This window comes from Polaribacter sp. PL03 (genome assembly GCF_033875165.1).
Classification (GTDB): Bacteria; Bacteroidota; Bacteroidia; order Flavobacteriales; family Flavobacteriaceae; genus Polaribacter.
The window spans coordinates 147,061-172,639 of sequence record NZ_JAWZSV010000007.1 but is presented as its reverse complement, the minus strand read 5'-3'; the positions used below and the strand labels follow the sequence as shown (position 1 = coordinate 172,639).

General features: G+C 28.9%; 25 protein-coding genes. 16 read left to right on the top strand and 9 right to left on the bottom strand.

What is annotated here, in order from left to right:
- Window position 1 precedes the first annotated feature (1 nt).
- Together SHK09_RS14620 and SHK09_RS14615 are read left to right on the top strand one after the other, a co-directional pair.
- Window positions 2-952: a GSCFA domain-containing protein gene (locus tag SHK09_RS14620; protein WP_319811529.1), complete on the top strand. Its 951-nt coding sequence runs from the start codon at window positions 2-4 to the stop codon at window positions 950-952.
- Window positions 953-1,033: 81 nt separating this feature from the next.
- On the top strand, window positions 1,034-1,426 hold the full coding sequence (locus tag SHK09_RS14615; protein WP_319811528.1) for a hypothetical protein: 393 nt from the start codon (window positions 1,034-1,036) through the stop codon (window positions 1,424-1,426).
- 3 nt (window positions 1,427-1,429) lie between these two features.
- On the opposite strand, the gene SHK09_RS14610 is transcribed toward SHK09_RS14615, so the two are convergent.
- A complete protein-coding gene (locus SHK09_RS14610) occupies window positions 1,430-1,705 on the bottom strand; it encodes a rhodanese-like domain-containing protein (RefSeq protein ID WP_319811527.1) in 276 nt (91 codons plus the stop codon).
- A gap of 37 nt (window positions 1,706-1,742) precedes the next feature.
- Window positions 1,743-3,497 carry an aromatic amino acid hydroxylase gene (locus SHK09_RS14605; protein ID WP_319811526.1) on the bottom strand — a complete coding sequence of 585 codons (1,755 nt, stop codon included), beginning with the start codon at window positions 3,495-3,497 and terminating at the stop codon, window positions 1,743-1,745.
- A gap of 134 nt (window positions 3,498-3,631) precedes the next feature.
- Between SHK09_RS14605 and SHK09_RS14600 the strand changes: the two genes are divergently transcribed.
- The 6 genes from SHK09_RS14600 to SHK09_RS14575 all read left to right on the top strand — a co-directional run bounded on the left by SHK09_RS14600 (window position 3,632) and on the right by SHK09_RS14575 (window position 8,101).
- Window positions 3,632-3,898 carry a hypothetical protein gene (locus tag SHK09_RS14600; RefSeq protein ID WP_319811525.1) on the top strand — a complete coding sequence of 89 codons (267 nt, stop codon included), beginning with the start codon at window positions 3,632-3,634 and terminating at the stop codon, window positions 3,896-3,898.
- 91 nt (window positions 3,899-3,989) lie between these two features.
- On the top strand, window positions 3,990-5,507 hold the full coding sequence (gene gpmI / locus SHK09_RS14595; RefSeq protein ID WP_319811524.1) for a 2,3-bisphosphoglycerate-independent phosphoglycerate mutase: 1,518 nt from the start codon (window positions 3,990-3,992) through the stop codon (window positions 5,505-5,507).
- 17 nt (window positions 5,508-5,524) lie between these two features.
- Window positions 5,525-6,055, top strand: a complete 531-nt coding sequence (locus tag SHK09_RS14590) for a thioredoxin family protein (RefSeq protein ID WP_319811523.1) — start codon at window positions 5,525-5,527, stop codon at window positions 6,053-6,055.
- 1 nt (window position 6,056) lies between these two features.
- The gene (locus tag SHK09_RS14585; protein WP_319811522.1) at window positions 6,057-6,455 is read left to right on the top strand and encodes a BT0820 family HAD-type phosphatase; all 399 of its coding nucleotides are present in this window, start codon (window positions 6,057-6,059) and stop codon (window positions 6,453-6,455) included.
- Window positions 6,456-6,514: 59 nt separating this feature from the next.
- Complete coding sequence (gene map, locus SHK09_RS14580; protein WP_319811521.1) at window positions 6,515-7,318, top strand: type I methionyl aminopeptidase; 804 nt, start codon at window positions 6,515-6,517, stop codon at window positions 7,316-7,318.
- A 12-nt stretch (window positions 7,319-7,330) separates the two neighbouring features.
- Window positions 7,331-8,101, top strand: coding sequence for a class I SAM-dependent methyltransferase (locus SHK09_RS14575; protein WP_319811520.1), 771 nt, complete (start codon window positions 7,331-7,333; stop codon window positions 8,099-8,101).
- Between the two features lie 7 nt (window positions 8,102-8,108).
- Here SHK09_RS14575 and SHK09_RS14570 read toward each other — a convergent pair whose 3' ends face one another.
- Window positions 8,109-9,389 carry a hypothetical protein gene (locus SHK09_RS14570; RefSeq protein WP_319811519.1) on the bottom strand — a complete coding sequence of 427 codons (1,281 nt, stop codon included), beginning with the start codon at window positions 9,387-9,389 and terminating at the stop codon, window positions 8,109-8,111.
- Between the two features lie 75 nt (window positions 9,390-9,464).
- Window positions 9,465-10,457, bottom strand: a complete 993-nt coding sequence (locus SHK09_RS14565) for an FAD:protein FMN transferase (protein ID WP_319811518.1) — start codon at window positions 10,455-10,457, stop codon at window positions 9,465-9,467.
- A 122-nt stretch (window positions 10,458-10,579) separates the two neighbouring features.
- On the opposite strand from SHK09_RS14565, the gene SHK09_RS14560 reads away from it, so the two are divergent.
- Both SHK09_RS14560 and SHK09_RS14555 read left to right on the top strand, forming a co-directional pair.
- Window positions 10,580-11,425 carry a flagellar motor protein MotB gene (locus SHK09_RS14560; protein ID WP_319811517.1) on the top strand — a complete coding sequence of 282 codons (846 nt, stop codon included), beginning with the start codon at window positions 10,580-10,582 and terminating at the stop codon, window positions 11,423-11,425.
- 100 nt (window positions 11,426-11,525) lie between these two features.
- A complete protein-coding gene (locus tag SHK09_RS14555; protein ID WP_319811516.1) occupies window positions 11,526-12,245 on the top strand; it encodes a 3-ketoacyl-ACP reductase in 720 nt (239 codons plus the stop codon).
- A gap of 78 nt (window positions 12,246-12,323) precedes the next feature.
- On the opposite strand, the gene SHK09_RS14550 is transcribed toward SHK09_RS14555, so the two are convergent.
- The gene (locus SHK09_RS14550; protein ID WP_319811515.1) at window positions 12,324-12,689 is read right to left on the bottom strand and encodes a Na(+)-translocating NADH-quinone reductase subunit F; all 366 of its coding nucleotides are present in this window, start codon (window positions 12,687-12,689) and stop codon (window positions 12,324-12,326) included.
- The gene (locus tag SHK09_RS14545; protein ID WP_319811514.1) at window positions 12,689-14,047 is read right to left on the bottom strand and encodes a DEAD/DEAH box helicase; all 1,359 of its coding nucleotides are present in this window, start codon (window positions 14,045-14,047) and stop codon (window positions 12,689-12,691) included. The genes SHK09_RS14550 and SHK09_RS14545 overlap by 1 nt, the downstream gene beginning before the upstream one ends.
- 102 nt (window positions 14,048-14,149) lie before the next feature.
- Here SHK09_RS14545 and SHK09_RS14540 point away from each other — a divergent pair, with 102 nt between their 5' ends.
- The 6 genes from SHK09_RS14540 (at window position 14,150) to SHK09_RS14515 (ending at window position 20,719) form a co-directional block, all read left to right on the top strand.
- The gene (locus SHK09_RS14540; protein WP_319811513.1) at window positions 14,150-14,914 is read left to right on the top strand and encodes a TatD family hydrolase; all 765 of its coding nucleotides are present in this window, start codon (window positions 14,150-14,152) and stop codon (window positions 14,912-14,914) included.
- 87 nt (window positions 14,915-15,001) lie between these two features.
- A complete protein-coding gene (locus SHK09_RS14535) occupies window positions 15,002-15,622 on the top strand; it encodes a hypothetical protein (protein WP_319811512.1) in 621 nt (206 codons plus the stop codon).
- A 1-nt stretch (window position 15,623) separates the two neighbouring features.
- Window positions 15,624-16,115 carry a methylated-DNA--[protein]-cysteine S-methyltransferase gene (locus SHK09_RS14530; protein WP_319811511.1) on the top strand — a complete coding sequence of 164 codons (492 nt, stop codon included), beginning with the start codon at window positions 15,624-15,626 and terminating at the stop codon, window positions 16,113-16,115.
- A gap of 57 nt (window positions 16,116-16,172) precedes the next feature.
- Entirely contained in the window at window positions 16,173-19,550 is a 3,378-nt protein-coding gene (locus SHK09_RS14525; RefSeq protein WP_319811510.1) for a hypothetical protein, read from the top strand.
- A 51-nt stretch (window positions 19,551-19,601) separates the two neighbouring features.
- Window positions 19,602-20,174, top strand: a complete 573-nt coding sequence (locus SHK09_RS14520; RefSeq protein WP_319811509.1) for a DUF3575 domain-containing protein — start codon at window positions 19,602-19,604, stop codon at window positions 20,172-20,174.
- Window positions 20,175-20,221: 47 nt separating this feature from the next.
- Entirely contained in the window at window positions 20,222-20,719 is a 498-nt protein-coding gene (locus SHK09_RS14515) for a hypothetical protein (protein ID WP_319811508.1), read from the top strand.
- A 69-nt stretch (window positions 20,720-20,788) separates the two neighbouring features.
- Here SHK09_RS14515 and accD read toward each other — a convergent pair whose 3' ends face one another.
- The 3 genes from accD to SHK09_RS14500 all read right to left on the bottom strand — a co-directional run bounded on the left by accD (window position 20,789) and on the right by SHK09_RS14500 (window position 25,520).
- The gene (gene accD, locus SHK09_RS14510) at window positions 20,789-21,661 is read right to left on the bottom strand and encodes an acetyl-CoA carboxylase, carboxyltransferase subunit beta (RefSeq protein WP_319811507.1); all 873 of its coding nucleotides are present in this window, start codon (window positions 21,659-21,661) and stop codon (window positions 20,789-20,791) included.
- Between the two features lie 171 nt (window positions 21,662-21,832).
- Complete coding sequence (gene fbaA / locus SHK09_RS14505) at window positions 21,833-22,900, bottom strand: class II fructose-bisphosphate aldolase (RefSeq protein ID WP_319811506.1); 1,068 nt, start codon at window positions 22,898-22,900, stop codon at window positions 21,833-21,835.
- Window positions 22,901-23,015: 115 nt separating this feature from the next.
- Window positions 23,016-25,520 carry a BamA/TamA family outer membrane protein gene (locus SHK09_RS14500; RefSeq protein WP_319811505.1) on the bottom strand — a complete coding sequence of 835 codons (2,505 nt, stop codon included), beginning with the start codon at window positions 25,518-25,520 and terminating at the stop codon, window positions 23,016-23,018.
- Window positions 25,521-25,579 lie beyond the last annotated feature (59 nt).

Below are 25,579 nucleotides of genomic sequence, written 5' to 3'. Positions count from 1 at the left end.
AATGAAATTACAAACAATTATACCTTTAAAAAAACAGACAAATAACCTAATAAATTATCAATCTAAGATACTTTTATTAGGTTCTTGTTTTTCAGATAATATAGGTAACAAACTATCTTATTTTAAATTTCAATCGAATCAGAATCCGTTTGGTATTTTATTTCAACCGAAAGCAATAGAAAAGTTAATAATAAAAGCAATTAACCAAGAAAGTTATACCAACAAAGATTTAACTTTTAACAATGAACGCTGGCATTGTTTTGATGCACATTCTAATTTAAGCTCTAATAACAAAAATGAACTTTTAGACAGCTTAAATACTGCTTTAGACCAAACAAAAAGGCATTTAGAAAAAGCAACACATATAATTATTACTCTTGGTACTTCTTGGGTGTATCGTTTTATAGAAACAGATGCAATTGTTGCAAACTGCCATAAAATTCCTCAAAAAAAATTCTTAAAAGAGCTTTTAACTGTTGATGAAGTTTCTGAAACTTTAGACGTAATTTCTACGCTTATAAAATCTGTTAATAAAGACATTTCTATTCTATTTACAGTTTCTCCTGTTAGACATATAAAAGACGGTTTTGTAGAAAACACCAGAAGTAAATCTCATTTAATTGCAGGAATTCATAATATTGTAAATCCTAAAAAAAACACTTATTATTTCCCTTCTTATGAAATCTTAATGGATGAATTAAGAGATTATCGTTTTTATAATGAAGATATGATTCATCCAAATAAAACTGCCATTAATTATATTTGGAACAAATTTATTTCAACTTGGTTTTCTGAAGAATCTAAAGTTACAATGCAAGAAATAGAAACCATTCAAAAAGGGCTAACACATAGACCTTTTAATGAAAATTCAGAACAACATCAAAAATTTTTAAGAAAACTAACACTTAAGAAAGAAGAACTTTTAGTAAAACATCCTTTTATTTCGTTTTAAAATACAACCGAAAAAGAATTTTAATCTAACAAAGGATTTTATTTTGTATCTTTAAATGATAGTACTAATTACTGCATAAAAATGATTAAAAAAATTCTTACAGGTATCGTTTCAGGTTCTTTTGTTGGTGTATTTGTTACTGCAATTATTCTACCAGACACAAGTAATTTATTAGAGTTGTTTTTAACAAAAATCACTGCAACATCAATAATTACAGGGATTTTATGTGGTATATATAGTCACTTTTCGAAATCTAAATTACAAGTATTTTTTGTATCGATATTAATAGGAATTATTATTTTCTTCTTAAAGCACATAATTATTGGTCATGATTTAGACGCAATAACTATGGGTGCATTTGTAGGTGCCATGTTAGGTGGTGTTTTAGCTGTAACTAAAAAACTAACACACTCTTTTAATGTATACAAAAAGCTACGTAGGCGAAGAAGAAAAGGTTTTGGTACCTATAGTTAGTTACTATAATTCTTTGGCAACATTTCCCCAAGGACCTCCATTAATTACATCTATACCGTTTTGAGCTAAAAACTGAGCTGCTTGCCCACTTCTACCTCCACTTCTACAAACTGCAATTACAGGTTTGTTCCAAGATTTAATTTGTTCTACTTCTAACGGTATTAAATTTAAAACTATATGCTTAGATCCTTCGATATGGCCTTCATTCCATTCATCTAAAGTTCTAACATCTAAAATTACCGCCTCTTTTGCTAAATATTCTTTTATTTCTGTACTCATATTTTTTTTCTTAAAAATGTCAAATAATCCCATATTCTTATATTTCTGATTGTTCGACTTTTAATAAATTTAATCCGTTTTCTATTAACTTTTTATAAGTCTCTTTTTTTTGCAGAACTAACAAATAAGAATTAACTTCTTCTTGTATAACAAAATGATGTTGCAAAGCTAGTTCATAAATTTCTAAACTCAATAACCAATCATTCGAAAAATCTTTTTTCAACTGATTAAAAATAATTGTTAGATTTTCTTCAGAAACTATATTCTCTTCTCGCATACTTCTTACAGATTCGTATAAAGAATACAATTCTTTCTGCTTATTAGAATATTTTATTTTATGGGTTTTTGTTTTAGAAACTTCACTTTTATCTTCGAAAGAATTAATGTCTGCAGCACCAGAAAATGCAGATACTACATCTTTACCAACTGCCATGTCATAAATACCCCATTCTGGTTTAAATAAAACCGTTTCTTTATAAGTTACAGTACAGTTTTCGAAAGAAATTAATAATATTTTTCCTCGCAAATCTCTGGTTCCTGTAATAACGTCTCCTTCAACTTTAACGCCTCCTTCAAATTCTAAAACAATTCTTTTCCCTTCGTTAATTTGGTAAGCATCTAAATCTCTAGGACTCATGTTTTCTATAGGAATATTAATACCCTTCAACTTACCAATAGGACTACCAAAGCCTGTTTTATGACTTTCTATACCATGACCAATTAATTCTTTATCTCTATTTGACAAAGCTGTAAAACCATCTGTTTGAAAATAAATAGGTTTATTATTTTCATCTGCAATTACATTTGTAAAAACTCCAGAAATCTGTATACCTGTGCTTAACTCAATAGTTCCTAAATTCTTAGAATTAATTAATTTTTCTATTCCTTTTAAACCACCTTTTCTAATTGCCATTTTATTTGCAAACTGCTCTAAGACTAAACTTAGATGTGCAAAATTAGGCGTTACAAATAATTGAGGTTGTGGTTTTGTAATATCGAAATTAATGTCTGCTGTCTCAATCGAATATGCTGCTTTTTTAACTTCCTCTTTCATGCACCAAGCACTTTCTCCTATAGAAGAAAGTAAACCTGCACCGTATATTTTAGGGTTTTCTAAAGTACCAATTAAACCATATTCTACAGTCCACCAATGTAAATTTCTTATTTGTGCCATTTCAGACAATTCCCCCATATTCTCTTGCAAATAAGTTACAGCATCTTCTGCTTTACTTACTTCTTCTTCAATTGAATTAGGATCTTCTTTTAAAATTGATAAAAGACGAATTGCTTCATACATTTCAAAATCTTTTGCAGAAGAAATTGCTTTACATCCAATTTCACCAAAACGCCTTAAATACTCTGCGTATTCTGGGTTTGCAATAATTGGCGCATGACCTGCAGCTTCATGAATAATATCTGGTGCTGGTGTGTATTCTATATGATTTATTGTTCTCATATCGGATGCAATTACCAATACATTATAGGCTTGAAACTCCATAAATGCATTTGGCGGAATAAAGCCATCTACAGAAACTGCTGCCCAACCAATATCTTTTAAAATACGATTCATACCAACCATATGAGGAATACCCTCTGTTGAAATACCCGTTTTAACAAGTCCTTTTATGTAAGAATTATGTGCCACTTTACTTAAGTAATCAACATTAATTCTCATTACATAACGCCATACAGCTTGGTTTTGTGCTGTATACTCTTCATAAGGCTGTTTTACTACAAACTTATGTAAATGTTTTGGTAGTTTTTTTGTGACATCATTCAATTGAAACTGCATATTCTTCTAAATATTGAATTATTCTTACAAAATTACGCATTAAATTAATAATTCTTAATTTAATCTTTGTTAAATAACTATTGTAACATTTATGCATTTAGAACTACTTATAAATAACTCTTAATATCTATATTATGCCCGGAGAAGGTTTTATTGCACACATGATTGCTAGCCTAAAAGCTAATAAAAGAGCACGTGTTTCTATCTTTGATAAAATAAAAAACATAAAAAAGAATAAAAAAACAGAACTATTCTTCCCTAATAAAGCAACAAAAAAGGACTTAAAAAAACTTCGAGAAAAAATTGAAAGAGAAAATACGGTTAGTTTCTTTAAGAAAGTTGGGCTAATTTTAATTGCATTGGCTATTCTTTTTTACATTATAAACCTAGACAACTATTAAAACTGTAGATATTAACATTACGCTATCGGTTTCGTAAAATTGTAAGGTTAAGACAAAAAACTTTCTTATTTTTACTGTTCAATTTTAGAAAATGAAGAAGAAAGTAATCTTAATGATTTTAGATGGTTGGGGAATTACACAAGACCCAAAAGTATCTGCAATTTACAACGCAAAAACACCTTTTATTAACGGTTTGTATGACAAATACCCGCATGCAGAATTAAGAACAGATGGTTTACATGTTGGTTTACCAGAAGGGCAAATGGGTAATTCTGAAGTTGGTCATATGAATTTAGGTGCTGGTAGAATTGTATACCAAAACTTAGCTAGAATTAATAAGGCAGTTAAAGAGAAAACTTTAGGCAAAGAAAAAGTATTATTAGATACTTTAAAATATGCCAAAGAAAATAATAAAGATGTTCATTTATTAGGTTTGGTTTCTAATGGTGGTATTCATGCTCACATAGATCATTTAAAAGGGATTTTAGATGTAGCTAAAGAAAATGAAGTTAACAATGTGTATTTACATGCATTTACAGATGGTAGAGATTGTGATCCTAAATCTGGTACATTTTTTATAAATGAGGTGCAAGAATACATGAAAGAAAGTACAGGAGAAATTGCTTCTGTTACTGGGCGTTATTATGCAATGGACAGAGATAATAGATGGGAACGCGTAAAAGAAGCATATGATGGTATTGTAAATGGTGTTGGTACTAAAACTACAGATCTTATTGCTAAAATGAACGCAAATTATGAGGATGGAATTACAGATGAATTTCATAAATCTATTATTGCAACCAATGCAGACGGAACTCCTAAAGCACAAATAAAAGAAGGAGATGTTGTGTTGTTTTTTAACTACAGAACAGATAGAGGAAGAGAATTAACTAATGCATTGTCTCAAAATGATTTTCCAGAATTTGGAATGAAAAAATTAGATTTATATTTTACAACAATCACTTTATATGACGAAAGTTTTAAAGGAATTAATGTAATTTATAATACTGATAATATTAAAAACACTTTAGGAGAAGTGCTTTCTAAAGCCGGTAAAAAACAAATTAGAATTGCAGAAACAGAGAAATATCCTCATGTTACTTTTTTCTTTTCTGGAGGTCAAGAAGCACCATTTGAAGGAGAATCTAGAATTTTAAGAAATTCACCAAAAGTAGCAACTTATGATTTGCAACCAGAAATGAGTGCTTATGAATTAACGGATGCTTTGTGTGAAGATTTAGAAAAAGGTGAAGCAGATTTTGTTTGTTTAAATTTTGCAAACGGAGATATGGTTGGTCATACAGGTATTATGGAAGCTGCTATTAAAGCTTGTGAAACAGTAGATATTTGTGCAAAAAAAGTAATTGAAACTAGTTTAAAAAACGGATATTCTACTTTATTAATTGCAGATCATGGTAATTGTGAAACTATGATGAATCCTGATGGTTCTCCTCACACAGCACACACAACAAACCCAGTTCCTTTTATCTTAATTGATAATGAAATAAAATCGATACAAAGTGGTGTTTTAGGCGATATTGCACCAACTATTTTAGATTTAATGGGAGTTGAACAACCAAAAGAAATGACACAACATTCGTTATTATAAACATAAAAAATCAGAAAATGAAATACTATTTTTTATTACTATTTACAGTTATGCTAACATCTTGCAGTGCACAACAAGAAATAACTGCTACTAAAAACAAGCAAGGAGATTTAGTTGGTTTTGCTAATAAAGAATCATTTAATCAAGCACCGTACAACTCTTGGTTTACTCAAAATTTTGATACATACAAACCAGACGAAGCAACAATTACCTCTCTTAAAAAGGAACTAAAAGGTGTTACAATTAAAGGTTTTATGGGAACTTGGTGTGGAGATAGTAAAAGAGAAACACCTCATTTTTATAAAATTTTAGAATTAACTAATTTTAATCTTAAAGACTTAACGTTAGTTACAGTAAACCGTTCTAAAAAAACACCAGACAATTTACAAGAAGGTCTAGACATAAAAAGAGTACCAACCTTTATTTTTTATAAAAAAGGTAAAGAAATTGGTCGTTTTGTAGAATATGCTAGAGAAACTTTAGAAAAAGATATGCTAAAAATTGTTTCTGGTAAAGCTTATAAACACTCTTACGATAAAAGTAAATAAAATGATTAGCAACAATTTACTTATTGCTGTAGATTTTGATGGTACAATAGTAGAAGATGCATATCCTAAAATTGGGAAAACGCAGCTTTTTGCTTTCGAGACCTTAAGAAAACTTCAAGGCGAAGGTTATAGATTAATACTTTGGACTTACAGATGTGGATCAAGATTAGAAGAAGCAGTGGCTTTTTGTAAAGAGAATGGCATCGAGTTTTATGCTGTAAACAAAAGTTTTCCTGAAGAAGATTTCGACCCAAAATACAGTAGAAAAATAAACGCAGATTTATTTATAGACGATAGAAATGTTGGTGGTTTTATTGGCTGGACAGAAGTTTATAAACAAATTTTTAACTACGAACCAGAACCTAAAAGAAAAAAAGGATTTTTCTCTTTTTTCAAATAGCTAATTCAGCGTACTTTTTCCTTAAATTATACTAACTTTGCTGTTCAATTTTTTTTAACATGATAATTATTAAAAACAAAGAAGAAATAGAACTAATGCGCGAAAGTGCTTTAATCGTTTCTAAAACATTAGGTATGCTTGCAAAAGAAGTAAAACCTGGAGTTTCAACTTTATATTTAGATAAATTAGCAGAAGAATTTATTAGATCTGAAGGCGCAATACCTGGTTTTTTAGGTTTGTATGACTTTCCTAATACGTTATGTATGAGTCCTAATTCTCAAGTAGTACATGGTATTCCTAATACAGAACCTTTAAAAGAAGGAGATATTATTTCGATAGATTGTGGTGCTAAGAAAAATGGTTTTTACGGTGATCATGCTTACACATTTGCTGTTGGTGAAATTAATATTGAAACTAGAAAACTTTTAGACGTTACTAGAGAAAGTTTATATGTTGGTATTCGTGAATTTAAAGCTGGTAATAGAGTTGGAGACGTTGGTTTTGCAATTCAGAAATTTACAGAAGATCACGGTTACGGCGTTGTTAGAGAACTTGTAGGCCATGGTTTAGGTAGAGAAATGCACGAAGATCCTGAAATGCCAAATTACGGTAAAAGAGGAAGAGGCAAAAAGTTTGTTGAAGGAATGGTTGTAGCTATAGAACCAATGACAAATTTAGGTACTCATAAAATAAAACAACATTCAGATGGTTGGACTATTACAACTTTAGACGGTAAGCCATCTGCACATTTTGAGCATGATATTGCTATCTTAAATGGTAAACCAGAATTACTATCTACATTTAAATACGTTCATGAAGCTTTAGGAATAGAGACTAATGAAGAAGATGAATTTAGACAATAATAAAACAATTACGTGTCTATATTTAAAACCATATTAAACACCATACCAAGACCTTTATTAATTAAAGCAAGTTATTGGGTAAAACCAGCAATAGCTTGGTATTTAAAAGGTGATAACTTTACAGATCCCATAGATGGTAGAAGTTTTAAAAAATTTCTACCTTATGGTTATGGTAATCAAAGAGAAAATGCACTTTCTCCATCTACTTTATCATTAGAAAGACACCGGTTAATGTGGTTGTTTCTAAAGGATGAAACTATTTTTTTTACTTCAACAAAAAAGCTAAAAGTTTTACACATTGCACCAGAGCAATGTTTTCTAGATATTTTTAGAAAACAAAAAAACCTAGATTATATTACTTCAGATTTAGAGTCTCCTATTGCAGATGTAAAAGCTGATATTTGTGATTTGCCATTTAAAGAAAATGAATTTGATGTTGTCTTTTGTAATCATGTATTAGAACATATTACAGATGATACAAAAGCAATGCAAGAATTATACAGAGTATTAAAACCTGGTGGATTTGGAGTTTTTCAAATTCCGCAAGACCTATCTAGAGAAAAAACTTTTGAAGATAATTCTATTGTAGACAGAAAAGAACGCGCTAAGATATTTGGGCAATACGACCATGTTAGAGTTTATGGACGCGATTATTTTAACAAACTAAGAACTATTGGTTTTAAGGTTGATGAAGTTGATTATACAAAAAAAATCGCCCCAGAAAAACTAGAACGATTTTGTTTAATGCAAAATGAAATTCTTCCTGTTTGCTATAAATTATAATATTTTATTATTGAAATTTTCTTAAAAACTCTGGTAACTTAACCAAAGTCTCTTTCCCTTTTATAATTACACCATCTTTTAATATTTGATAAACGCCATCCTCTAACTTTATAACCTTAGAATTTCCTGTGTACTTTGCTTTTTTATCTTTCGCATCAGAAATTTTCGCTCCGCTTTGGTTTATCCATGAAATTGTATCATCTTTAATTGCTTGTGCCTTACCTTCATCAAAAGCACCTATATAATCGTAATTAGAAGCTGTAAAAAGCATTGTACCATCTACAGAACATAAGAATGCATCTACTTTATAATCATTTTCTAAATATAAAGGATAAATTCCACCACCTAAATGTCCGCCATAAGCATACCATTCTTTATCTATTTTAAGCTCATCATCTTTATTAAACTTCTTAATAATATCATTCTTTTTTAAATCTTTAAAAACTTGTTCCTTATTAGAAACTTTTACCGTTTTATTTTCATTTAAATCGTAAACCATTGGCTCAAATGAATTATTTGGATAAGCAACCAACCTTCCGTTAGCACGTGGTAAGGTTACATAACCATAATTTGTAGAAAGAGAATTAAAATCTGATGGATTTGGCAACAAAGCACCTACGCCATTATTAGTATTAAAGTAATAAATTTTTGTAGGTTCTTTTTCTTTATTTTTCATCAAAATATAACCTGCGTAGTTTACTGCATTAGCAAATTCGTTAGCTTCTATAATAATTTCTGCTTTATCATTAATAATTCCGAATTTACCTTTCTTATTAAACAAGGCATAGTTGTTCCCATTAAATGAGTAAATACTATCTACCTGTATAGAGAGTTTTTTAGAAGAATTCTTCCAAACAGTTTTTAAAGAATCTATTTTTCTTAATTCTTTTTCCTTTTTTAGTTTTTCTTTTTTAAGTCTTAGTTCTTCTGCTAATTGAAGATCTAGCTTCTCTTTAATACTTACATATAAATCTAATTGTTGTACGTATTCATCTGATGTTTTGTTTTTAGCAATTACAAAATACTGTTTAGAATACTTTATAGCTTCATTATATTTTTGTAATTCATAGTAAATTTTTGCCCCTAAATCTGCAACACTTGGTTTCGTTATGGTATCCATAAACTTCATACCTTTTTCAAAAAGAACAGCTGCTTGTTTAAAATCAATACTTTCTGCTATAACAGTATTCGCCCTATTGATATAAACATTTGCTATTTCAGAATTATTCTGTGAATAGGAGTTTAAAAAAAATGAAACACAAAAAAGTGTTAGGAGTAGGTTTTTCATAGTAGAGTATTGTTTAATCTTCTTTCAAGATGCAATATAATAAAAAAACAAACACCTTAAATACTTAAAACATACCTACTTGTAGGTATAATTAGTGTATTCTTCTAGATTTCCTTTAGCATTTGTATACAGTAAAACAACTTCTATTTTTTTATTTTTCTCGAGAAAAGACTTTGTTTTTTCTAAACCCATAGCCATAAATGCAGTTGCATAAGCGTCTACATCTGCACAATCTAAATTTGCAATAACAGAAACACTTAAAAGATTACTTTCTAGAGCATAACCAGTTTTAGGGTTTACTGTATGTACATACTTCTTACCTGTATTTGTTATTCTAAATTTTCTATAATTACCAGAAGTTGCCATAGATTTATTAGATAAATTTAATGTTTTAAAACCAGAATTTGAATTAGATTCTATAGGATCTACTAATTTAACAAGCCAAGGTGTATTATTTTTTTTGAAACCACTTGTTCTTATTTCTCCTCCAATTTCGACCAAGTAATTCTCTATATTTTTACTCTCTAAAAAACGAGCAACAACATCTATTCCGAAACCTTTTGCAATAGAATTAAAGTCTAAATAAATTTCTGCATTTTCTTTAATTATTTTATTGTCTTGAAGCTTTACTTTGTCTAGACCAACAAGTAACATTTGCTTATTAACTTGTTCATCTGTTAAATTTATCCTTTCTTTTTTAGGCCCAAATCCCCAAGCATTTACTAGGTTACCAACCGTAGGATCGAAGAAACCATCTGTTTCTATAAAAATTCTTTTCGATTTTTTAAATACCTCGACAAAAAAGTCATCTACAACTACATTCTCTTCACCTTTATTTACTTTAGAAATATCTGAAGTTGGTATGTAAGTAGATAATGATGAATTCATCTTTAAAAACAAACTATCTATACTTTTCTGATAATTAAAACCTGCATCTAAATAAGTAATTTTATAAGTAGTACCAAAAACGGCACCTTTTAGAGTATAATCTGCAAGAACTGGTTCGTTTTTACATGTTGAAAAAATAAAAAGAACAGACAAGAAGAGGAGAAAGTAAACGTATTTCATATATAAATGTTAATGAACACAAAAATAGCATATAATTTTCTCACAAATAATTGTTAATCGTTCTTTTTGTTCATTCATTTTGTTAAATTTGTAGATATAATAAAATCATTAAACAGAAAATAATGAAGAAAATATCTTTAATCTTACTATCTGCAGTTTTACTAAGTTCTTGTGTTTCTAAAAAAGAATTTGTAGCGTTGCAAACAGAAAAAATAAAAACAGAAGAACAATTACTTGCTGTAAAAACTAGTTTACAGAAATGTTTAATTGAAAGAGAAAAGGAAGATGGTAAAGTTTTCGCTTTAACTGAACAAGTAAAATATTTAAAAGAAGATAAAAAGACTGCTTTAAAACAAGTTGAAAACTTAACAGTTTTAACACAATCTTCTTCAGATAATATTAAAACTGTGATTGCTCAATTAAGCGAAAAAGACAAATATATCAACGGAGTTAGAAAAGCAATGACTCAAAAAGACTCTTTAAATCTTGCTATAAAATATCATTTAACAAGAAACTTAACAGACGGTATTCAAGATAAAGATATTGAAGTTAATGTTGAAAAAACAGTAGTATTTATCTCTATTTCAGATAAATTATTATTTAAAAGTGGTAGTTACAACGTAACAGATGGTGCTTATACTGTTTTAGATAAAATTGCTAAAGTTATAAACGACCAGCCACAAATGGAAGTTATGATTGAAGGGCACACAGATGCTACGCCAATTAAGAGAGATTTAATTCAAGACAACTGGGATTTATCTGCTTTAAGAGCAACTTCTATTACAAGAATTTTACAATATAAATTTGGTGTAAAACCAAGTCGTTTAATTGCAGCTGGTAGAAGCCAATATGTTCCTTTAGCTTCAAATGATACTGCAGAAAATAGAGCAAAAAACAGAAGAACTAAAATTATCATCATGCCTAAATTAAATCAATTTTTTGATTTATTAGAACAAGATGCTAAATAATTTTAGTGCTTTTTAGTCTAAAAAAAACCACTCTTATAGAGTGGTTTTTTTTATTTATAACAAGTATTTTACTAAAGTATATTTTAAAAATTAATATAAAATGAAAGATTTAAAGAACAAGAAAGCAATAATTACTGGAGGAGGAAGAGGTTTAGGTAAAGCAACTGCAATAGCCTTCGCTAAAGAAGGAATGGATGTAGCAATTACAGGTAGAAATGAAGCTGTTTTAAAAGAAACTGTTGCAGAGCTAAAAGAATTAGGAGTTAATGCCATATACGCAGTATTTGACGTTGGAAACCATAATGAAGTAAAAGCTAGCATAAAAAAACTAATAAGTGAGTTAGGTACTATTGATATTCTTGTAAACAACGCAGGAATTGCTGCTTTTGGTTCTTTTAATGATATGGATGCTGATAAATGGGCACAAATCATTCAAACCAACGTAATGGGAATGTACTATGTTACCAAAGAAGTTTTACCATATTTAATAGAGAAAAATGTAGGTGATATTATTAACGTAGCATCTACTGCTGGTTTAAACGGTAATGCAAACACCTCTGCTTACTCTGCTTCTAAATTTGCCGTAATTGGTATGTCGGAATCTTTAATGAAAGAAGTTCGTAAGAATAACATTAGAGTTTGTACACTTACACCAAGTACAATTGCATCAGACATGTCTATTGAACTAGGTATTGCAGATAAAGATTCTGTTGAGAGTGTTTTACAACCAGAAGATTTTGCAGAATTAATTGTTGCTGGTTTAAAATTACCAAGAAGAGCAATGCTTAAGAGCGCTGCTTTATGGTCTACGAATCCATAATTAATAATACTAAAAAGAAAAAAGGAGTGTAGTTTAAAAACTACACTCCTTTTTTTTTATATTAAAACAACTTTAAAACTATTCTAAAATCTTAATAAAATCGTCAAACGCAACATAATAAGGTTGGTCTTTAAAAACCGGATTCTCTACACTTTCTGCATTTGCAATTCCTACACCTGCAAACCAAACTTTAGCATTTTGTTTTTTTGCATGGTCTTTAAAAGTTTCCATCCATAAAACATCATAGCCATTGGGGTTCTGCATATTACTAGATACCTTTACCAAAACAAAAATGGTTTGTTCTCCTTTTTTAAAAAGCACAAACTGAGGATGCCTTTTTAACGTGCTGTTAATTGCCTGAAATTCGTACCCCATTTTCTCGAGCTTCTCCCCTACAATATTCATAGCCAAATTGTGCAATTCTTGCTCCGTTAAAATTTGCATTACTTCTTCTTTTTCTTATTATGTTTATTGTAGTTTTTATCTCCTTTAGTTTTTGGTTTCTTATATTTTATTGCTATTTCTCTTCTATAAGAACCACCCCTGTTTACTTGACTATTTTTTTCACTTTTTTCATGAAACGCTGGCCCAGGAACATATTCTAAAGAGGTTCTATTTTTAGAAATCCCTTGATCTTCTCTTGGACGTTCATCTTCGGTTAACATAGTAGCAATTTCTACTTCTTCAGGAATTTCTAAAACAGGAATTTGGTAATTCATCAGTTGTTCGATTCCTGCTTTTGCTTCTTGTTCTTTTGGTGTTGAAAATAGAATTGTTTTTCCAGCTTTTTCTGCACGACCAGTTCTACCTATTCTATGCATATAGTTTTCAGGAAAATCTGGTGTATCAAAATTAATTACATGAGAAACTTTATCAAAATCTAAACCACGTGCCATAACATCTGTAGCCAATAAAATTCGATTTTTTCCTTCATCGAATTGTTTAATAGATCTTATTCTATAATTCTGTGTTTTATTAGAGTGAATTACACACATCTCATCATTAAAAGCTTCTTCTAAATGCTTAAACAACAAATCTGCAGTTCTTTTAAAACCAACAAATATTAATACTTTATTAAACTCATTTCTATCTCTTAAAAGATCATGTAACAAATTTACTTTTGTAAAAAAGTTAGGTATATTATAAGAAACTTGTTCTATGTTATCTAACGGAGTTCCACTAACTGCAACAGATATTTTCTCTGGCTTTTTAAAGAAATCATAAATTAAGGCATCTACATCTTCTGTCATTGTTGCAGAAAACAAAATGTTTTGTCTTTTTTCTGGTATAACATCAAAGATATTCATCAATTGAAATCGAAACCCTAAATCTAACATTACATCTACTTCATCAATTACTAATTTCTGAATAGACTTTAATTTTAAAGAATTACTAATAGCCAAATCATATAAACGACCAGGTGTTGCTACAATAATATCTTGCCCTTGCATAATAGCTTGTCTCTGAGTGTTAATGTTTGCACCACCATAAACTGCTAAAACACGCGTATTAATATATTTAGACAATTGCTCTATTTGTTCTACAACTTGTAAAACCAACTCTCTTGTTGGTACCAATATTAAAACTCTTGGGTGTTGTTGTTTAGAATATGGCAAGTCTCTAAGAATTGGCAACATATATGCAAAAGTCTTACCTGTACCGGTCTGCGCTATTCCTACAACATCTTTACCAGATCTTACAACAGAAAATGCTTGTTCTTGAATTGGCGTTGGTGTATCGAAACCCAAATCGTCAATTGCATATTGTAATTGATTTGATAAATCTAAATCTTCAAAAGTCATCTTATAAAATTTTGTGCAAAGGTACGTTTTATAAAATGTTATACAACAAGTCTTCAACGTAGGATTAATTTGTAATTTTGCTAAAATTTATCTCAAATAATAATGATTACAGATACACACACACATTTATATTCTAGTCAGTTTAACGAAGACCAAAAAGAAATGATACAACGCGCTAAAGACGCCGGTGTTTCTCGTTTTTTTATTCCTGCTATAGACTCTACTTATACAGAGAGCATGTTGCTATTGGAAGAAAATTTCCCCTTAGATGTGTATTTAATGATGGGCTTACACCCTACTTCTGTTAAAGAAAATTATTTAGAAGAATTAGCACATGTAAAAGAATGGATCGATAAGAAGGATTTTTATGCAATTGGAGAAATTGGTATCGATTTATTTTGGGACAAAACTTTTTTAACACAACAACAAGAAGCTTTTAGAACTCAAATTAAATGGGCAAAAGAAAAAAAGTTACCTATTGTAATTCATTGTAGAGACGCTTTTGATGAAATTTTCGAAATTTTAGAAGAAGAAAAAGGTGATGATTTAAGAGGAATATTTCATTGTTTTACAGGAACAAAAGAGCAGGCAGAAAAAGCTATATCTTACAACATGAAATTAGGAATTGGTGGTGTAGCAACTTTTAAAAATGGTAAAATAGATACATTTTTAAAAGAAATAGATATACAACACATTGTTTTAGAAACAGATGCACCTTACTTAGCACCAACGCCTTATAGAGGTAAAAGAAATGAAAGTGCATTTATAACTAATGTAGTAGATAAATTGGTAGACATTTATGGTATATCATTTAAAGAAATTGCAGAAATAACAACTTTAAACTCAAAAGCTGTATTTGGTGTATAAGTGATAATAGAAACAATAAAGACAGAAAAAAAGTTATTTAATTTTAACCATCCTAAGAGCTATACTTACCTAAGTTTAGCTCTTTTTATGGCAACAATTATTGTTATTTTAATAAATAAGGAATATTTTAAAATACGTTTTATAACAAACTTTCTTTATCCTATCTCATTTCTTTCTTCAATTATTTTTGGAATCGCTCAGCTTTTCACACTATTTTCTAAAGAAGATATTTTGATTAGAAAAACAGGTAAAATAAAAATAACTGCAGATAGTTTTATCATCAATAAAGAAATTATAAGTTTTAAAGATATTGTTTCTATTAATATAGATGCTACAGACTATGAAGGAAGATTAATTGGTACGCAAACAAGTATAAAACCAATGTATAGTATTGGTGTAAATAATTTTATAAAATTTACTACAAGACATAACAAATTTGAACAACAAATTCTAATAAGCTCTTTTAGAGAATCTAAATTAATTTATAATTTTTTATCACAACAAATTATAAAAAACAAGTTTTTAAATGTGAGTTCGAGACAATTAATTTCTATTTTTAGAGATGAATTCAAAAAAACAGAAGAAGCTAGAAATTACATAGCTGTAAAAATTAAAGAAAGAAAATTAAACAAAACAGAAGGTTTATTAATGATGAATTACTCGTCTGATAAAGAAGTAAAAGAACTTAGAAAAAAATATACAATCTAATTTGAATACAGAAACTACTTATTACAAAACACCTATAGGAATCGCAGAAATTATTGGTAATAAAAACGGAATTCAATTTATTTCTGTTATAGATGACGGTGCCGTTTCAGAAGAATTATTAAAGGCAAAAACTCCAGAATGTTTGCAAGATTGTGTTATTCAATTAGAAGAATATTTTAAAGGTAAAAGAGATCGTTTTAATTTACTTGTAAACCCTAAAGGAACTGCTTTTCAAATAAAAGTATGGAAATCTTTATTAAAAATACCTTACGGAAAAACTAAAACGTACTTAGAACAAAGTAAAAAATTAGGAGATGTAAAAGCGATAAGAGCTGTTGCCTCTGCAAATGGTAAAAATCCATTATGGATTGTTGTTCCTTGCCATAGAGTTATCGGCTCAGACGGTTCTTTAACTGGTTATGCAGGCGGAATCTGGCGTAAAAAATGGTTATTAGCACATGAAAACCCCGTAAAACAGCAATCGCTTTTTTAAATTATACTTTCAAATATTAAAAATACTATTTTTACGTTTAGAACGTATCGTTTATAAATGTTTAAAAAAAATCTCTTTTTTTTATTTTTAATTATTGGGTTTTCAATCCAATCGCAAACGATATCTACAAATTTTAGATCTCAAAAAATTCTTGTTAAAAAAGACACTATAAAGTTTGATTCTGTTGCAATAAATCCGCAGCGTTTTAAAGTCTTAAATAAATTATTAAAACCAATAGAAAAAGCTAACTATTTTATAGATTATAACAATGCAACACTTATTATAAACGCCCAATTATACAAAGAAGTTACTATAGAGTATTTTAGGTTCCCAGAGTTTCTTACCAAGACATATACACCTTATGATGAAAGTTTAATTGTACCAAATGGTACAAATACGGGCAAATTATATAGTTTAACTACCAACAAAAAAGCGTCTGAAGTTAAATTATTTGAAGGTCTAAAAACAAAGGGTTTTATTTCTAGAGGAATAACCTCTGGTAATAACCAAAATGCGGTAACAAATGCTGCCTTAGATTTAGAAATTTCGGGTAAACTATCTGATAGAGTAACATTAAGAGCTAATATTTGGGACACTAATATTCCTATTCAAGAAAACGGATATTCGCAAAACATTACAGATTTCGATAGAATTTTTATTGAAATGTTTACAGACAATTGGCGTGTGAAAGCAGGAGATTTATCATTAAAAAATACCGAAAGTTACTTTGCCTCTTTTACAAAACAAGTTTCTGGTTTAGAAGTAGCAGCAAACATAACAGACAAATTAAAGGTAAGTGCTTCTGGTGCAATTGTGCGTGGTAAGTTTAACACTTTTACAATTGTTGGTAGTGAAGGTAACCAAGGACCTTATAAAATAGTTGGGGCAAATAATGAACCTAATATTATAATAATTGGTGGAAGCGAACAGGTTTACATTAACGGAATTCAAATTAAAAAAGGTGAAAATAATGATTATACAATAGATTATAATCTAGGTGAAATTACTTTTAATACAACATACCCAATTACAAATGATATGAGAATCACTATCGATTTTCAATATTCCGACAGAAACTACACGCGTTTTGTTACCTATGAATCTGCGAGTTACAAAACAGAAAAGTTAAATATTAGTGGTTTTTTCTACAGTGAAAATGATGCTAAAAACCAACCTTTACAGCAAGCATTAACAGATGAACAAAAACTAATTTTAGCAAACGCAGGTAATAACACAGATTTAATGTTTGCAGAAAGTGCTTTTTTAGATGCTTTTAATGAAAACAAAATCTTGTACAAAAAAGTTGCAAATGGTGCTGTAGAAAACTTTGAATATTCTATTAATGAAAATGACGAGTTATACTTTGTTACTTTTACAAATGTTGGTGCAAATAATGGTGATTACAGCATAGATAGAAGTACTGCAATTGGTACAATTTATAATTATGTTGGTGTAAACCAAGGAAGTTATGCACCAATAACTCGTTTAATTCCGCCAACAAAATCTCAAATATTTGTTATAAAATCTGATTATAATTCTACTAAAAAAACAAAAATAACATCAGAAGTTGCTGTTAGTAATAATGATGCCAATTTATTTTCTAATATAGACAATAGCCAAAATACAGGTCTTGCCGCAAAAATTGGTTGGCAGCAAATTTTAATAGATAAAGAATGGCAATTAACAAGTAGTGTTAACCATGAATATGCGCATAAAAATTTTAAAACGTTACAAAGATGGGAATCTATAGAATTTAATAGAGATTGGAATTTACTAACAAATAACGCTACTAAAAATTATATTCAATTAGAATTTAATCTTCAAAATAAGAAAAACGATTTTTTACTATACAGATACAATCACTTAAGTTATTTAGACACCTATAATGGTAATAAGCATGAGCTTCAATCTAAAATAAAACGAAACAATACTTCTTTTTTTATTGATGGAAGCTTCTTAACAAATACCTCTACTTTAGAAGAGAACACCTTTTTAAGGGCAAAAGCAACTGTAGAGCATTCTTTTAATAAAAGTTGGTTAGGAGCTTTTACTAATTTAGAAACTAATAGTAGAAAAAACAGTATTTCTAATAATTTTATAAATACAAGTCATCGTTTTAAAGAGTTTGAAACTTATTTTGGTGTTGGAGATACTGCAAAAGTATTTGCAAAGTTCGGGTTTAATTATAGAAATAATGATAGTATAAAATCGAATGAATTTACAGAGATTAATAATCGAAAATCGTTTTATATTAATAGTAAATTAATTAAAAATAAGAATACCAATTTAAGTGTGTTTGCAAATTATAGATTAACAGAAAACAATTTTTCTGTTAACGAGAAATCTCTAAATTCAAGATTAATTTTTAATCAAAAACTATTTAACAACTTTGTTAATCTAAGTACACTTTATGAAACTTCTTCTGGTAACGTAGCTAGACAAGAATATTTATACATAAAGACAGAACCTGGTTTAGGGTTTTATACTTGGATAGATTATAACAGTGATGGTGTTCAGGATTTTGATGAATTTGAAATTGCAGAATTTCAAGATCAGGCGAATTATTTACGAGTTCCAAAACCAAACCTACGTTTTCTTGCTACTCAAAGAGCAAAATTTAGGCAAGGTATTAATCTAAATTTTAATCAATGGAAAGAAAAAAGCGGATTTAAAAAAACGCTTTCTTATTTTAATAACGAGAGTTTTTTAAGCATCGAAAATGAACAATCTAGAGTTGGAAATTCATTTAATTTTAATCCTTTTAATTTTGATGAAGACAAATTAATTGGCTTAAATTTTAGTTTAAGAAATAGTTTATACTTCAATAGAAATCTTCAGAATTATAGCACAACTTACACTTTTGGAAAATTAAAAAATAAGCAACAGTATTTTATAGGGAATCAAGAAAATAACACAAAAACACATCAGGTAGATTTTGCTCATAAATTTGCTTCTTTTTGGTTGTTTGATTTAATGGGGAAAATTTCTGAAAATAATTTGCAAACAGAAAATTTCGAAAATAGAAATTACATTATACAAGGCAAAGAGGTACAGCCAAAAATAAGTTTCTCATACAATCAAAACAACAGGTTAACCGCTTTTTATCACTACAAGAACAAAGAAAATAATTTAGAAGATTTTGAAGTGTTAAATCAACAAAAAATAGGATTAGAATACTTTTATTTAAGCGGTAAAAAAAATCAAATTACGGCTAATGTAAATGTATTTTTAAATGATTTTAAAGGAGATACAAATACACCTGTTGCTTACCAAATGTTAGAAGGTTTACAAGCAGGAAAAAATTATACTTGGAATCTTTTATTTAATAGAGAATTAAATTCTTTTTTAAACTTAAACTTAAATTATTTAGGGCGAAAAAGCGAGAATTCTAAAACTATTCATACAGGAAGCGTACAATTACGTGCTATCTTTTAATATTTAATGGTATCATTTTTGATACATTTGTTATTCGAAAACAAGAAAATTATGAAAAAAATTACATTACTATTATTAATTACGTTTTTAAGTTTACAATTAGCAGCTCAAGAAAATGAGGAAAAAAAATACCCTCAAGATATTGCTAAGAAATACGAATTAAAATTAAATGCTTTTAGCTTAATTGGTTTGTCTTCATTAGATGTTTCTTATGAAAAGTTAATAAACTCTGAGTCTTCTTATGGTGTTGCTTTATTTTATAATTTTTCTAATAGAGATAACGACAATTTAGATTACCCTAAAAAATTCTCAATAACACCTTATTACAGATGGTTTTTTAGTGAAACTAGATATGCAAGAGGTTTTTTTGTTGAAGGTTTTGGTATGTTAAATACATATGAAGATAGTTTTTACAATTTTAACAGCGGTTCAAACAGCGTTGAAAACCAAACAGCTTTTGCATTAGGTATTTCTGTTGGTGGAAAATTTGTTACCAAAAGTGGTTTTACAACAGAAGTGTACCTAGGTTTAGGTAGAAACCTTCTTGGAAATGATAATAGCAATAATAGTTCTGATTATAGTGTTGTAGGTCGAGGTGGAATTTCTTTAGGATACAGATTCTAACCACTTATAATTTTAGTAAATTTGTAAAAAATTTAAAATAATAAAAAATGAAAAAAATAGTTTTAATATTTGGTCTTTTAGTGAGTTCTTTAGGCTTTGCTCAACAAGAAATAAAACTAGATATTGCAGATGCATTGGTTATAAAAAGTTTAGAGTTTTCATATGAAAACTACATTAGTGCTGAGAATTCTTTTGGTATTTCTGCTTTATTCAATTTAGCAAAACAAGATTCTAATTTTAGATACAATGAAAATATGATGATTACACCTTATTTTCGTCATTACTTTACAGCAGATGCACAATGGAATTTCTTTGGAGAAGGTTTTGTTGGTATAAATTCTGGTAAAAAAGAATCTATAGATGATTCTGGTATTTATGATTTAAAATATACAGATGCTGCGTTAGGAGTTGCTATAGGAACAAAATATTCGTCTAAAAGCGGTTTAGTAATTGATGTTTATGGTGGTTTAGGTAGAAACCTTTTCACTTCAGACTCGCCAATATTAGTACCTAGAGTTGGTGTAAATGTTGGTTGGAGATTTTAATCTTAACTTACTTTAAAATAAAAAAAGCCAGCTTACGCTGGCTTTTTTTATTTTAAAGTATATACTTTTTTATGATACTACTGCTTCTTTTCTAATAGGAAGATTTTGTATTAAATCGATATATAAGTTAATTTCTTTCTTTAAATCTTTACGCTCATAAATTGCGTCTAAGAAACCGTGTTCTAAAACAAATTCAGATTTCTGAAAACCATCTGGTAAATCTTTACCAGTTGTATCTCTTACTACTCTAGGTCCTGCAAAAGCTATTAATGCATTTGGTTCTGCGATATTAATATCACCTAACATTGCATAAGAAGCTGTTGTACCTCCTGTTGTAGGATCTGTACATAAAGATATATAAGGAATTTTAGCTCCTGCCAATTGCGCTAATTTAGAAGAAGTTTTTACTAGTTGCATTAAAGAAAGTGATGCTTCCATCATTCTTGCTCCACCAGATTTAGAAACCATTAAAAAAGGAATCTTATTTTTAATTGAATAATCGATTGCTCTTGCAATTTTCTCTCCAACTACAGACCCCATAGAACCTCCAATAAAAGCAAAATCCATTGCAGCAATTACAATGTCTTTTCCTAAAGATTTACCAACAGCAGTTCTAACAGCGTCATTTAATTTTGTTTTTTCTTGAGCTGCTTTTAATCTTTCTGGGTATTTTTTTGTGTCTTCGAACTTTAAAGGATCTTTAGAAGTAAGACTTTCGTTTAATTCTTTAAACTTATTATCATCAAAAAATAACTCGAAATACTCTTTACTTCCTATTCTTACATGGTATCCATCTTCTGGACTTACATATAAGTTTCTCTTTAATTCTTCTGTATCTATAACTTTTCCACTTGGAGTTTTGTACCACAAACCTCTTGGTGTGTCTTTTTTGTCTTCCGTAGAAGTTTGAATTCCTTTATCTGTTCTTTTAAACCAAGCCATGTAGTTTGTTTTAATTTATTACTTCTAAAATATGAACTACAAATGTAAAAGATTTTTTCTAATTCTACTTTCTTCTTCAAATGATTATTCACAAGATGTATTTTTATTTTTTTCAAAAAAAAAGCATTTTGAAAATTTCAAAATGCTTTTTAAACTGTTAAAAATAAAATACTATAAAGTATCTACATTATTAAGGTCTTTAAATGCTTGTTTTAAACGGTTTGTAAAAGTAGCTTCACCTTCACGCAACCATTTTCTTGGATCGTAATATTTTTTATTTGGTTGCTCTGCTCCATCAGGATTACCAATTTGAGTAGCTAAATAAGCTGCTTTTCCTTGCATATAATCTCTAATTCCTTCTGTAAAAGCAAACTGTAAATCAGTATCAATGTTCATTTTTATAACTCCGTAACCAATAGCTTCTCTAATTTCTTCTAATGTAGAACCAGAACCACCATGAAATACGAAATCGATATGATTTTCTTCAACACCATACTTTTTTGTAATAAACTCTTGAGAGTTCTTTAAAATTTTTGGAGTTAATTTAACGTTTCCTGGTTTATAAACACCATGTACGTTACCAAATGCAGCTGCAATTGTAAACTGAGGAGATACTTTTAATAACTCTTCATACGCATACGCAACTTCTTCTGGTTGTGTGTATAATTTAGAAACATCAACATCAGAGTTATCTACACCATCTTCTTCACCACCAGTAATTCCTAATTCGATCTCTAAAGTCATACCCATTTTACTCATACGAGCTAAATACGTTTTACAGATTTCTATATTTTCTTCTAAAGGCTCTTCAGATAAATCTATCATATGAGAGCTATATAACGGTTTTCCTGTTTCTGCAAAATGTTTTTCAGAAGCGTCTAATAAACCATCTATCCAAGGTAATAATTTTTTTGCTGCATGATCTGTATGTAAAATTACAGGTACACCATAAGCAACAGCCAATTCATGAATATGTTTTGCTCCAGCAATACCACCAGCAATGGCAGCTTTCTCATTTTCATTAGACAATCCTTTACCTGCATTAAATTGAGCACCACCGTTTGAAAACTGAATGATTACAGGAGCGTTTAATTCTTTTGCTGTTTCTAGAACTGCGTTAATGGTATTAGAACCAATAACGTTTACTGCTGGTAAAGCAAATCCTTTTTCTTTTGCAAAATTAAAAATTTCTTGTACTTCTTTTCCTGTTGCAACTCCAGGTTTTATGTTGTGACTCATATTATTATATTTTAATTTTTGATTCTTAGTTTTACCAAAAGTACTAAAAATAGGCGTTTTTTAGTTTCAAGAAAGAATAAAATAACGAAAACGTTATAGACTTTTAACTAATTTATTAAAAAGGATAATTGATTCCTATATTGTAAACAGCGCTTGAGAAGTTATAGTTCTTAAACCACTTACTTTCTTCTAAATAAGGCTCATACGTCTTAAAACCAACATCTAATCTTAATACAAAAAAGTTTAAATCGTATCTTACACCAACTCCAGATCCTATTGCAATATCTTTTAAGGAAGATAAACTGTTAAACTTTGCATCTGAGTCTACAAACTCAGAACCAGAAATATCCCAAATATTACCAGCATCTACAAATAAAGCTCCTTTTAAGCTACCTATTAAGTCGAAACGATATTCTGCACTTGTTAAGAATTTAAAGCTACCAACGTTAAATTCTAAACCACTATTTCTACTTCCAGGACCTAACTCATAGGTTTGCCACGCTCTAATATCATTAGAACCACCAGCAAAATAACTTCTAGTAAAAGGAATATCTGAATTATCATACGTAAATATTGCTCCAACAAAAGTTCTAATTCCAAAAACAGAATTTACACCAACATCCCAAAAACGTTTGTACTCTAAATCTGTTTTAAAATATTGTGCTAAAGGAATTTTAAAAAGCGTTTTCTTTCCATTTTCATTATAATTCTTAGAAAATAGACCTAAAACATTTCCAGAATTAGAAACTCTTGCTTTAAAAAAAGAGAAATTATTATCTTTAAAATCTATTTGATTATTATAAGTATAAGAGTACGCTAACGTAGGTATTAAAAAATCTGAAGTAACAATATTGTATCTATTTTGTATGTTTAAAACTGTATTATAATTATCTGAGTTAGAAACCTGAAAACTAGAATTTGACGCAACAGCATCTATAAATTTTAAAGATTCTGAAGCTTGAGTTGATAAATCTGTAGATAATGGATAAAAAGAAGTACCATTTGCAGTGTCATAAATCTCTGCAACTGCATTTAAATTTGTAAACTCTGAACTATAAATATCAAAAAAACGATTTACATTTAAATTCTGAATGTATTGTGTATTAAAAACTTCTAATTGAATGGTTTTCTTTCTATTATATTGCCATTTATAATCCGACAAAAAGGTAAATGTTTGCCTATCTAAACCAATGTTTTTCTGAAAACTAGACCCTAGAGAAAAAAGTGTTCTTGGAGACATTCTTTTTGGCACTAACTTGCTTAAGCCAAACGGAGCAACAAGTCTTGGTATTTCTAAAGAAGCATCTGCTCCAATTTCCCAACCAGGACCATTGTTCGAATTAAAATATGAACCTAAAAAAGAAAATTTTAACAACTCTGCTCCTCTAAATGCATTTCTATTTGTAAGAGAAAATTTAGCAGAAGACCCAATGTTTCTAATATTAGAATGTGTAAGTTCTGTTTCAAATCCTAAAGTAAATTTTTCTTTAGGAGATAAAAACAAGTCCATTCTTAATTCGTTATCTGTTCCATTAATTGGTGTGAAGGTAATATTAGTAGATTTAAAATTATTAAGAGATTTTAAATGATTTCTTGTTAAATTTCTAAGAGTGTCTTTATAGACATCTCCAGAACTAAAAAATATAGATTGTGCTAAATATTTAGGATTGTATTTTAGTTTTCTATGTGCTAAAAAATTGATTCCTCTGTAAGAAACAGAATCACTTGGTACTTCATCTTTTTTTGTATATGAATAATCTGTAACTACATTAATTTCTTTAATTCTATGTACTTTATAGTCTTTCTTTACATAATTACCTTTTTCTTCTTTAAAACGATCTTTAGCAACTAGAAACTCAACATTAGTTTTATAATCTGTTCTTGTAGAATCTACATAAAAACCTAATGCTGATTCAGAAAAATAAAAAACCCCACTATTTCTAAAAAGCTTAACTACATTACTAGCTTCTTTTCTAAAAGTTTTATCATTATATTGGTTACCACTTTTTAATAAAGAGCGCATACCAGATTTTTTGTAGATAGAATCTAAAACTGGCGATTCTATTTTCAACTTAATCGTGTCTAACAAAGTTGGTCTACCTCTTCTAATACGATATTCTGCTGTAGCTTTTTTACGAACAGAGTCTCTATTTACCTTCGAAGTAACTTTAGACTCGAAAAAACCTTGTGTTTTATAATATGCCCATAAATTTTCTGAAGTTCTCTTTACCTTATTTTCGCTAATAATTACAGGTGCATCGTAACTTAAAAACCAATTATTTAATTGAATAAAGGAGTTTGCGTAGGCAATACTTTGTTTTTCTGAAAAAATATTTTTTATAAACTTATATTTCTTTGGATGTTTTTTACCCCATTTTAAAGCCGTTTTTGGTTTATTATGATCTCCTAAATTATGAAAATACAAACCAATTGGCGCTCCTAACAGTTTAGGGTTAGGTTTTTGAAGAATATATTTCTCTAGTTCTGTGCTCTTATCTCTAACGCTATCTACAAAAATATAATTTTGAGTAAGCATCTGTTCATCTTCAGCAACATGTTTTGTAGAATTACATGCTGTTAAAAATAAAATAAGTAGAAAGTAAAAAGAAAGTTTTTTCATTACTTTAGCAGTACATTTAATATCAAAAATAGTATTTTTCAACGGTTTATTTCAAATTA

Excerpts from the sequence above, each read along its gene's own strand:
- SHK09_RS14620 (WP_319811529.1), top strand. The coding sequence starts at position 2 with ATGAAATTACAAACAATTATACCTTTAAAAAAACAGACAAATAACCTA.
- SHK09_RS14615 (WP_319811528.1), top strand. The coding sequence starts at position 1,034 with ATGATTAAAAAAATTCTTACAGGTATCGTTTCAGGTTCTTTTGTTGGT.
- SHK09_RS14610 (WP_319811527.1), bottom strand. The coding sequence starts at position 1,705 with ATGAGTACAGAAATAAAAGAATATTTAGCAAAAGAGGCGGTAATTTTA.
- SHK09_RS14605 (WP_319811526.1), bottom strand. The coding sequence starts at position 3,497 with ATGCAGTTTCAATTGAATGATGTCACAAAAAAACTACCAAAACATTTA.
- SHK09_RS14600 (WP_319811525.1), top strand. The coding sequence starts at position 3,632 with ATGCCCGGAGAAGGTTTTATTGCACACATGATTGCTAGCCTAAAAGCT.
- gpmI (WP_319811524.1), top strand. The coding sequence starts at position 3,990 with ATGAAGAAGAAAGTAATCTTAATGATTTTAGATGGTTGGGGAATTACA.
- SHK09_RS14590 (WP_319811523.1), top strand. The coding sequence starts at position 5,525 with ATGAAATACTATTTTTTATTACTATTTACAGTTATGCTAACATCTTGC.
- SHK09_RS14585 (WP_319811522.1), top strand. The coding sequence starts at position 6,057 with ATGATTAGCAACAATTTACTTATTGCTGTAGATTTTGATGGTACAATA.
- map (WP_319811521.1), top strand. The coding sequence starts at position 6,515 with ATGATAATTATTAAAAACAAAGAAGAAATAGAACTAATGCGCGAAAGT.
- SHK09_RS14570 (WP_319811519.1), bottom strand. The coding sequence starts at position 9,389 with ATGAAAAACCTACTCCTAACACTTTTTTGTGTTTCATTTTTTTTAAAC.
- SHK09_RS14565 (WP_319811518.1), bottom strand. The coding sequence starts at position 10,457 with ATGAAATACGTTTACTTTCTCCTCTTCTTGTCTGTTCTTTTTATTTTT.
- SHK09_RS14560 (WP_319811517.1), top strand. The coding sequence starts at position 10,580 with ATGAAGAAAATATCTTTAATCTTACTATCTGCAGTTTTACTAAGTTCT.
- SHK09_RS14555 (WP_319811516.1), top strand. The coding sequence starts at position 11,526 with ATGAAAGATTTAAAGAACAAGAAAGCAATAATTACTGGAGGAGGAAGA.
- SHK09_RS14550 (WP_319811515.1), bottom strand. The coding sequence starts at position 12,689 with ATGCAAATTTTAACGGAGCAAGAATTGCACAATTTGGCTATGAATATT.
- SHK09_RS14545 (WP_319811514.1), bottom strand. The coding sequence starts at position 14,047 with ATGACTTTTGAAGATTTAGATTTATCAAATCAATTACAATATGCAATT.
- SHK09_RS14540 (WP_319811513.1), top strand. The coding sequence starts at position 14,150 with ATGATTACAGATACACACACACATTTATATTCTAGTCAGTTTAACGAA.
- SHK09_RS14535 (WP_319811512.1), top strand. The coding sequence starts at position 15,002 with ATGGCAACAATTATTGTTATTTTAATAAATAAGGAATATTTTAAAATA.
- SHK09_RS14525 (WP_319811510.1), top strand. The coding sequence starts at position 16,173 with ATGTTTAAAAAAAATCTCTTTTTTTTATTTTTAATTATTGGGTTTTCA.
- SHK09_RS14520 (WP_319811509.1), top strand. The coding sequence starts at position 19,602 with ATGAAAAAAATTACATTACTATTATTAATTACGTTTTTAAGTTTACAA.
- SHK09_RS14515 (WP_319811508.1), top strand. The coding sequence starts at position 20,222 with ATGAAAAAAATAGTTTTAATATTTGGTCTTTTAGTGAGTTCTTTAGGC.
- accD (WP_319811507.1), bottom strand. The coding sequence starts at position 21,661 with ATGGCTTGGTTTAAAAGAACAGATAAAGGAATTCAAACTTCTACGGAA.
- fbaA (WP_319811506.1), bottom strand. The coding sequence starts at position 22,900 with ATGAGTCACAACATAAAACCTGGAGTTGCAACAGGAAAAGAAGTACAA.
- SHK09_RS14500 (WP_319811505.1), bottom strand. The coding sequence starts at position 25,520 with ATGAAAAAACTTTCTTTTTACTTTCTACTTATTTTATTTTTAACAGCA.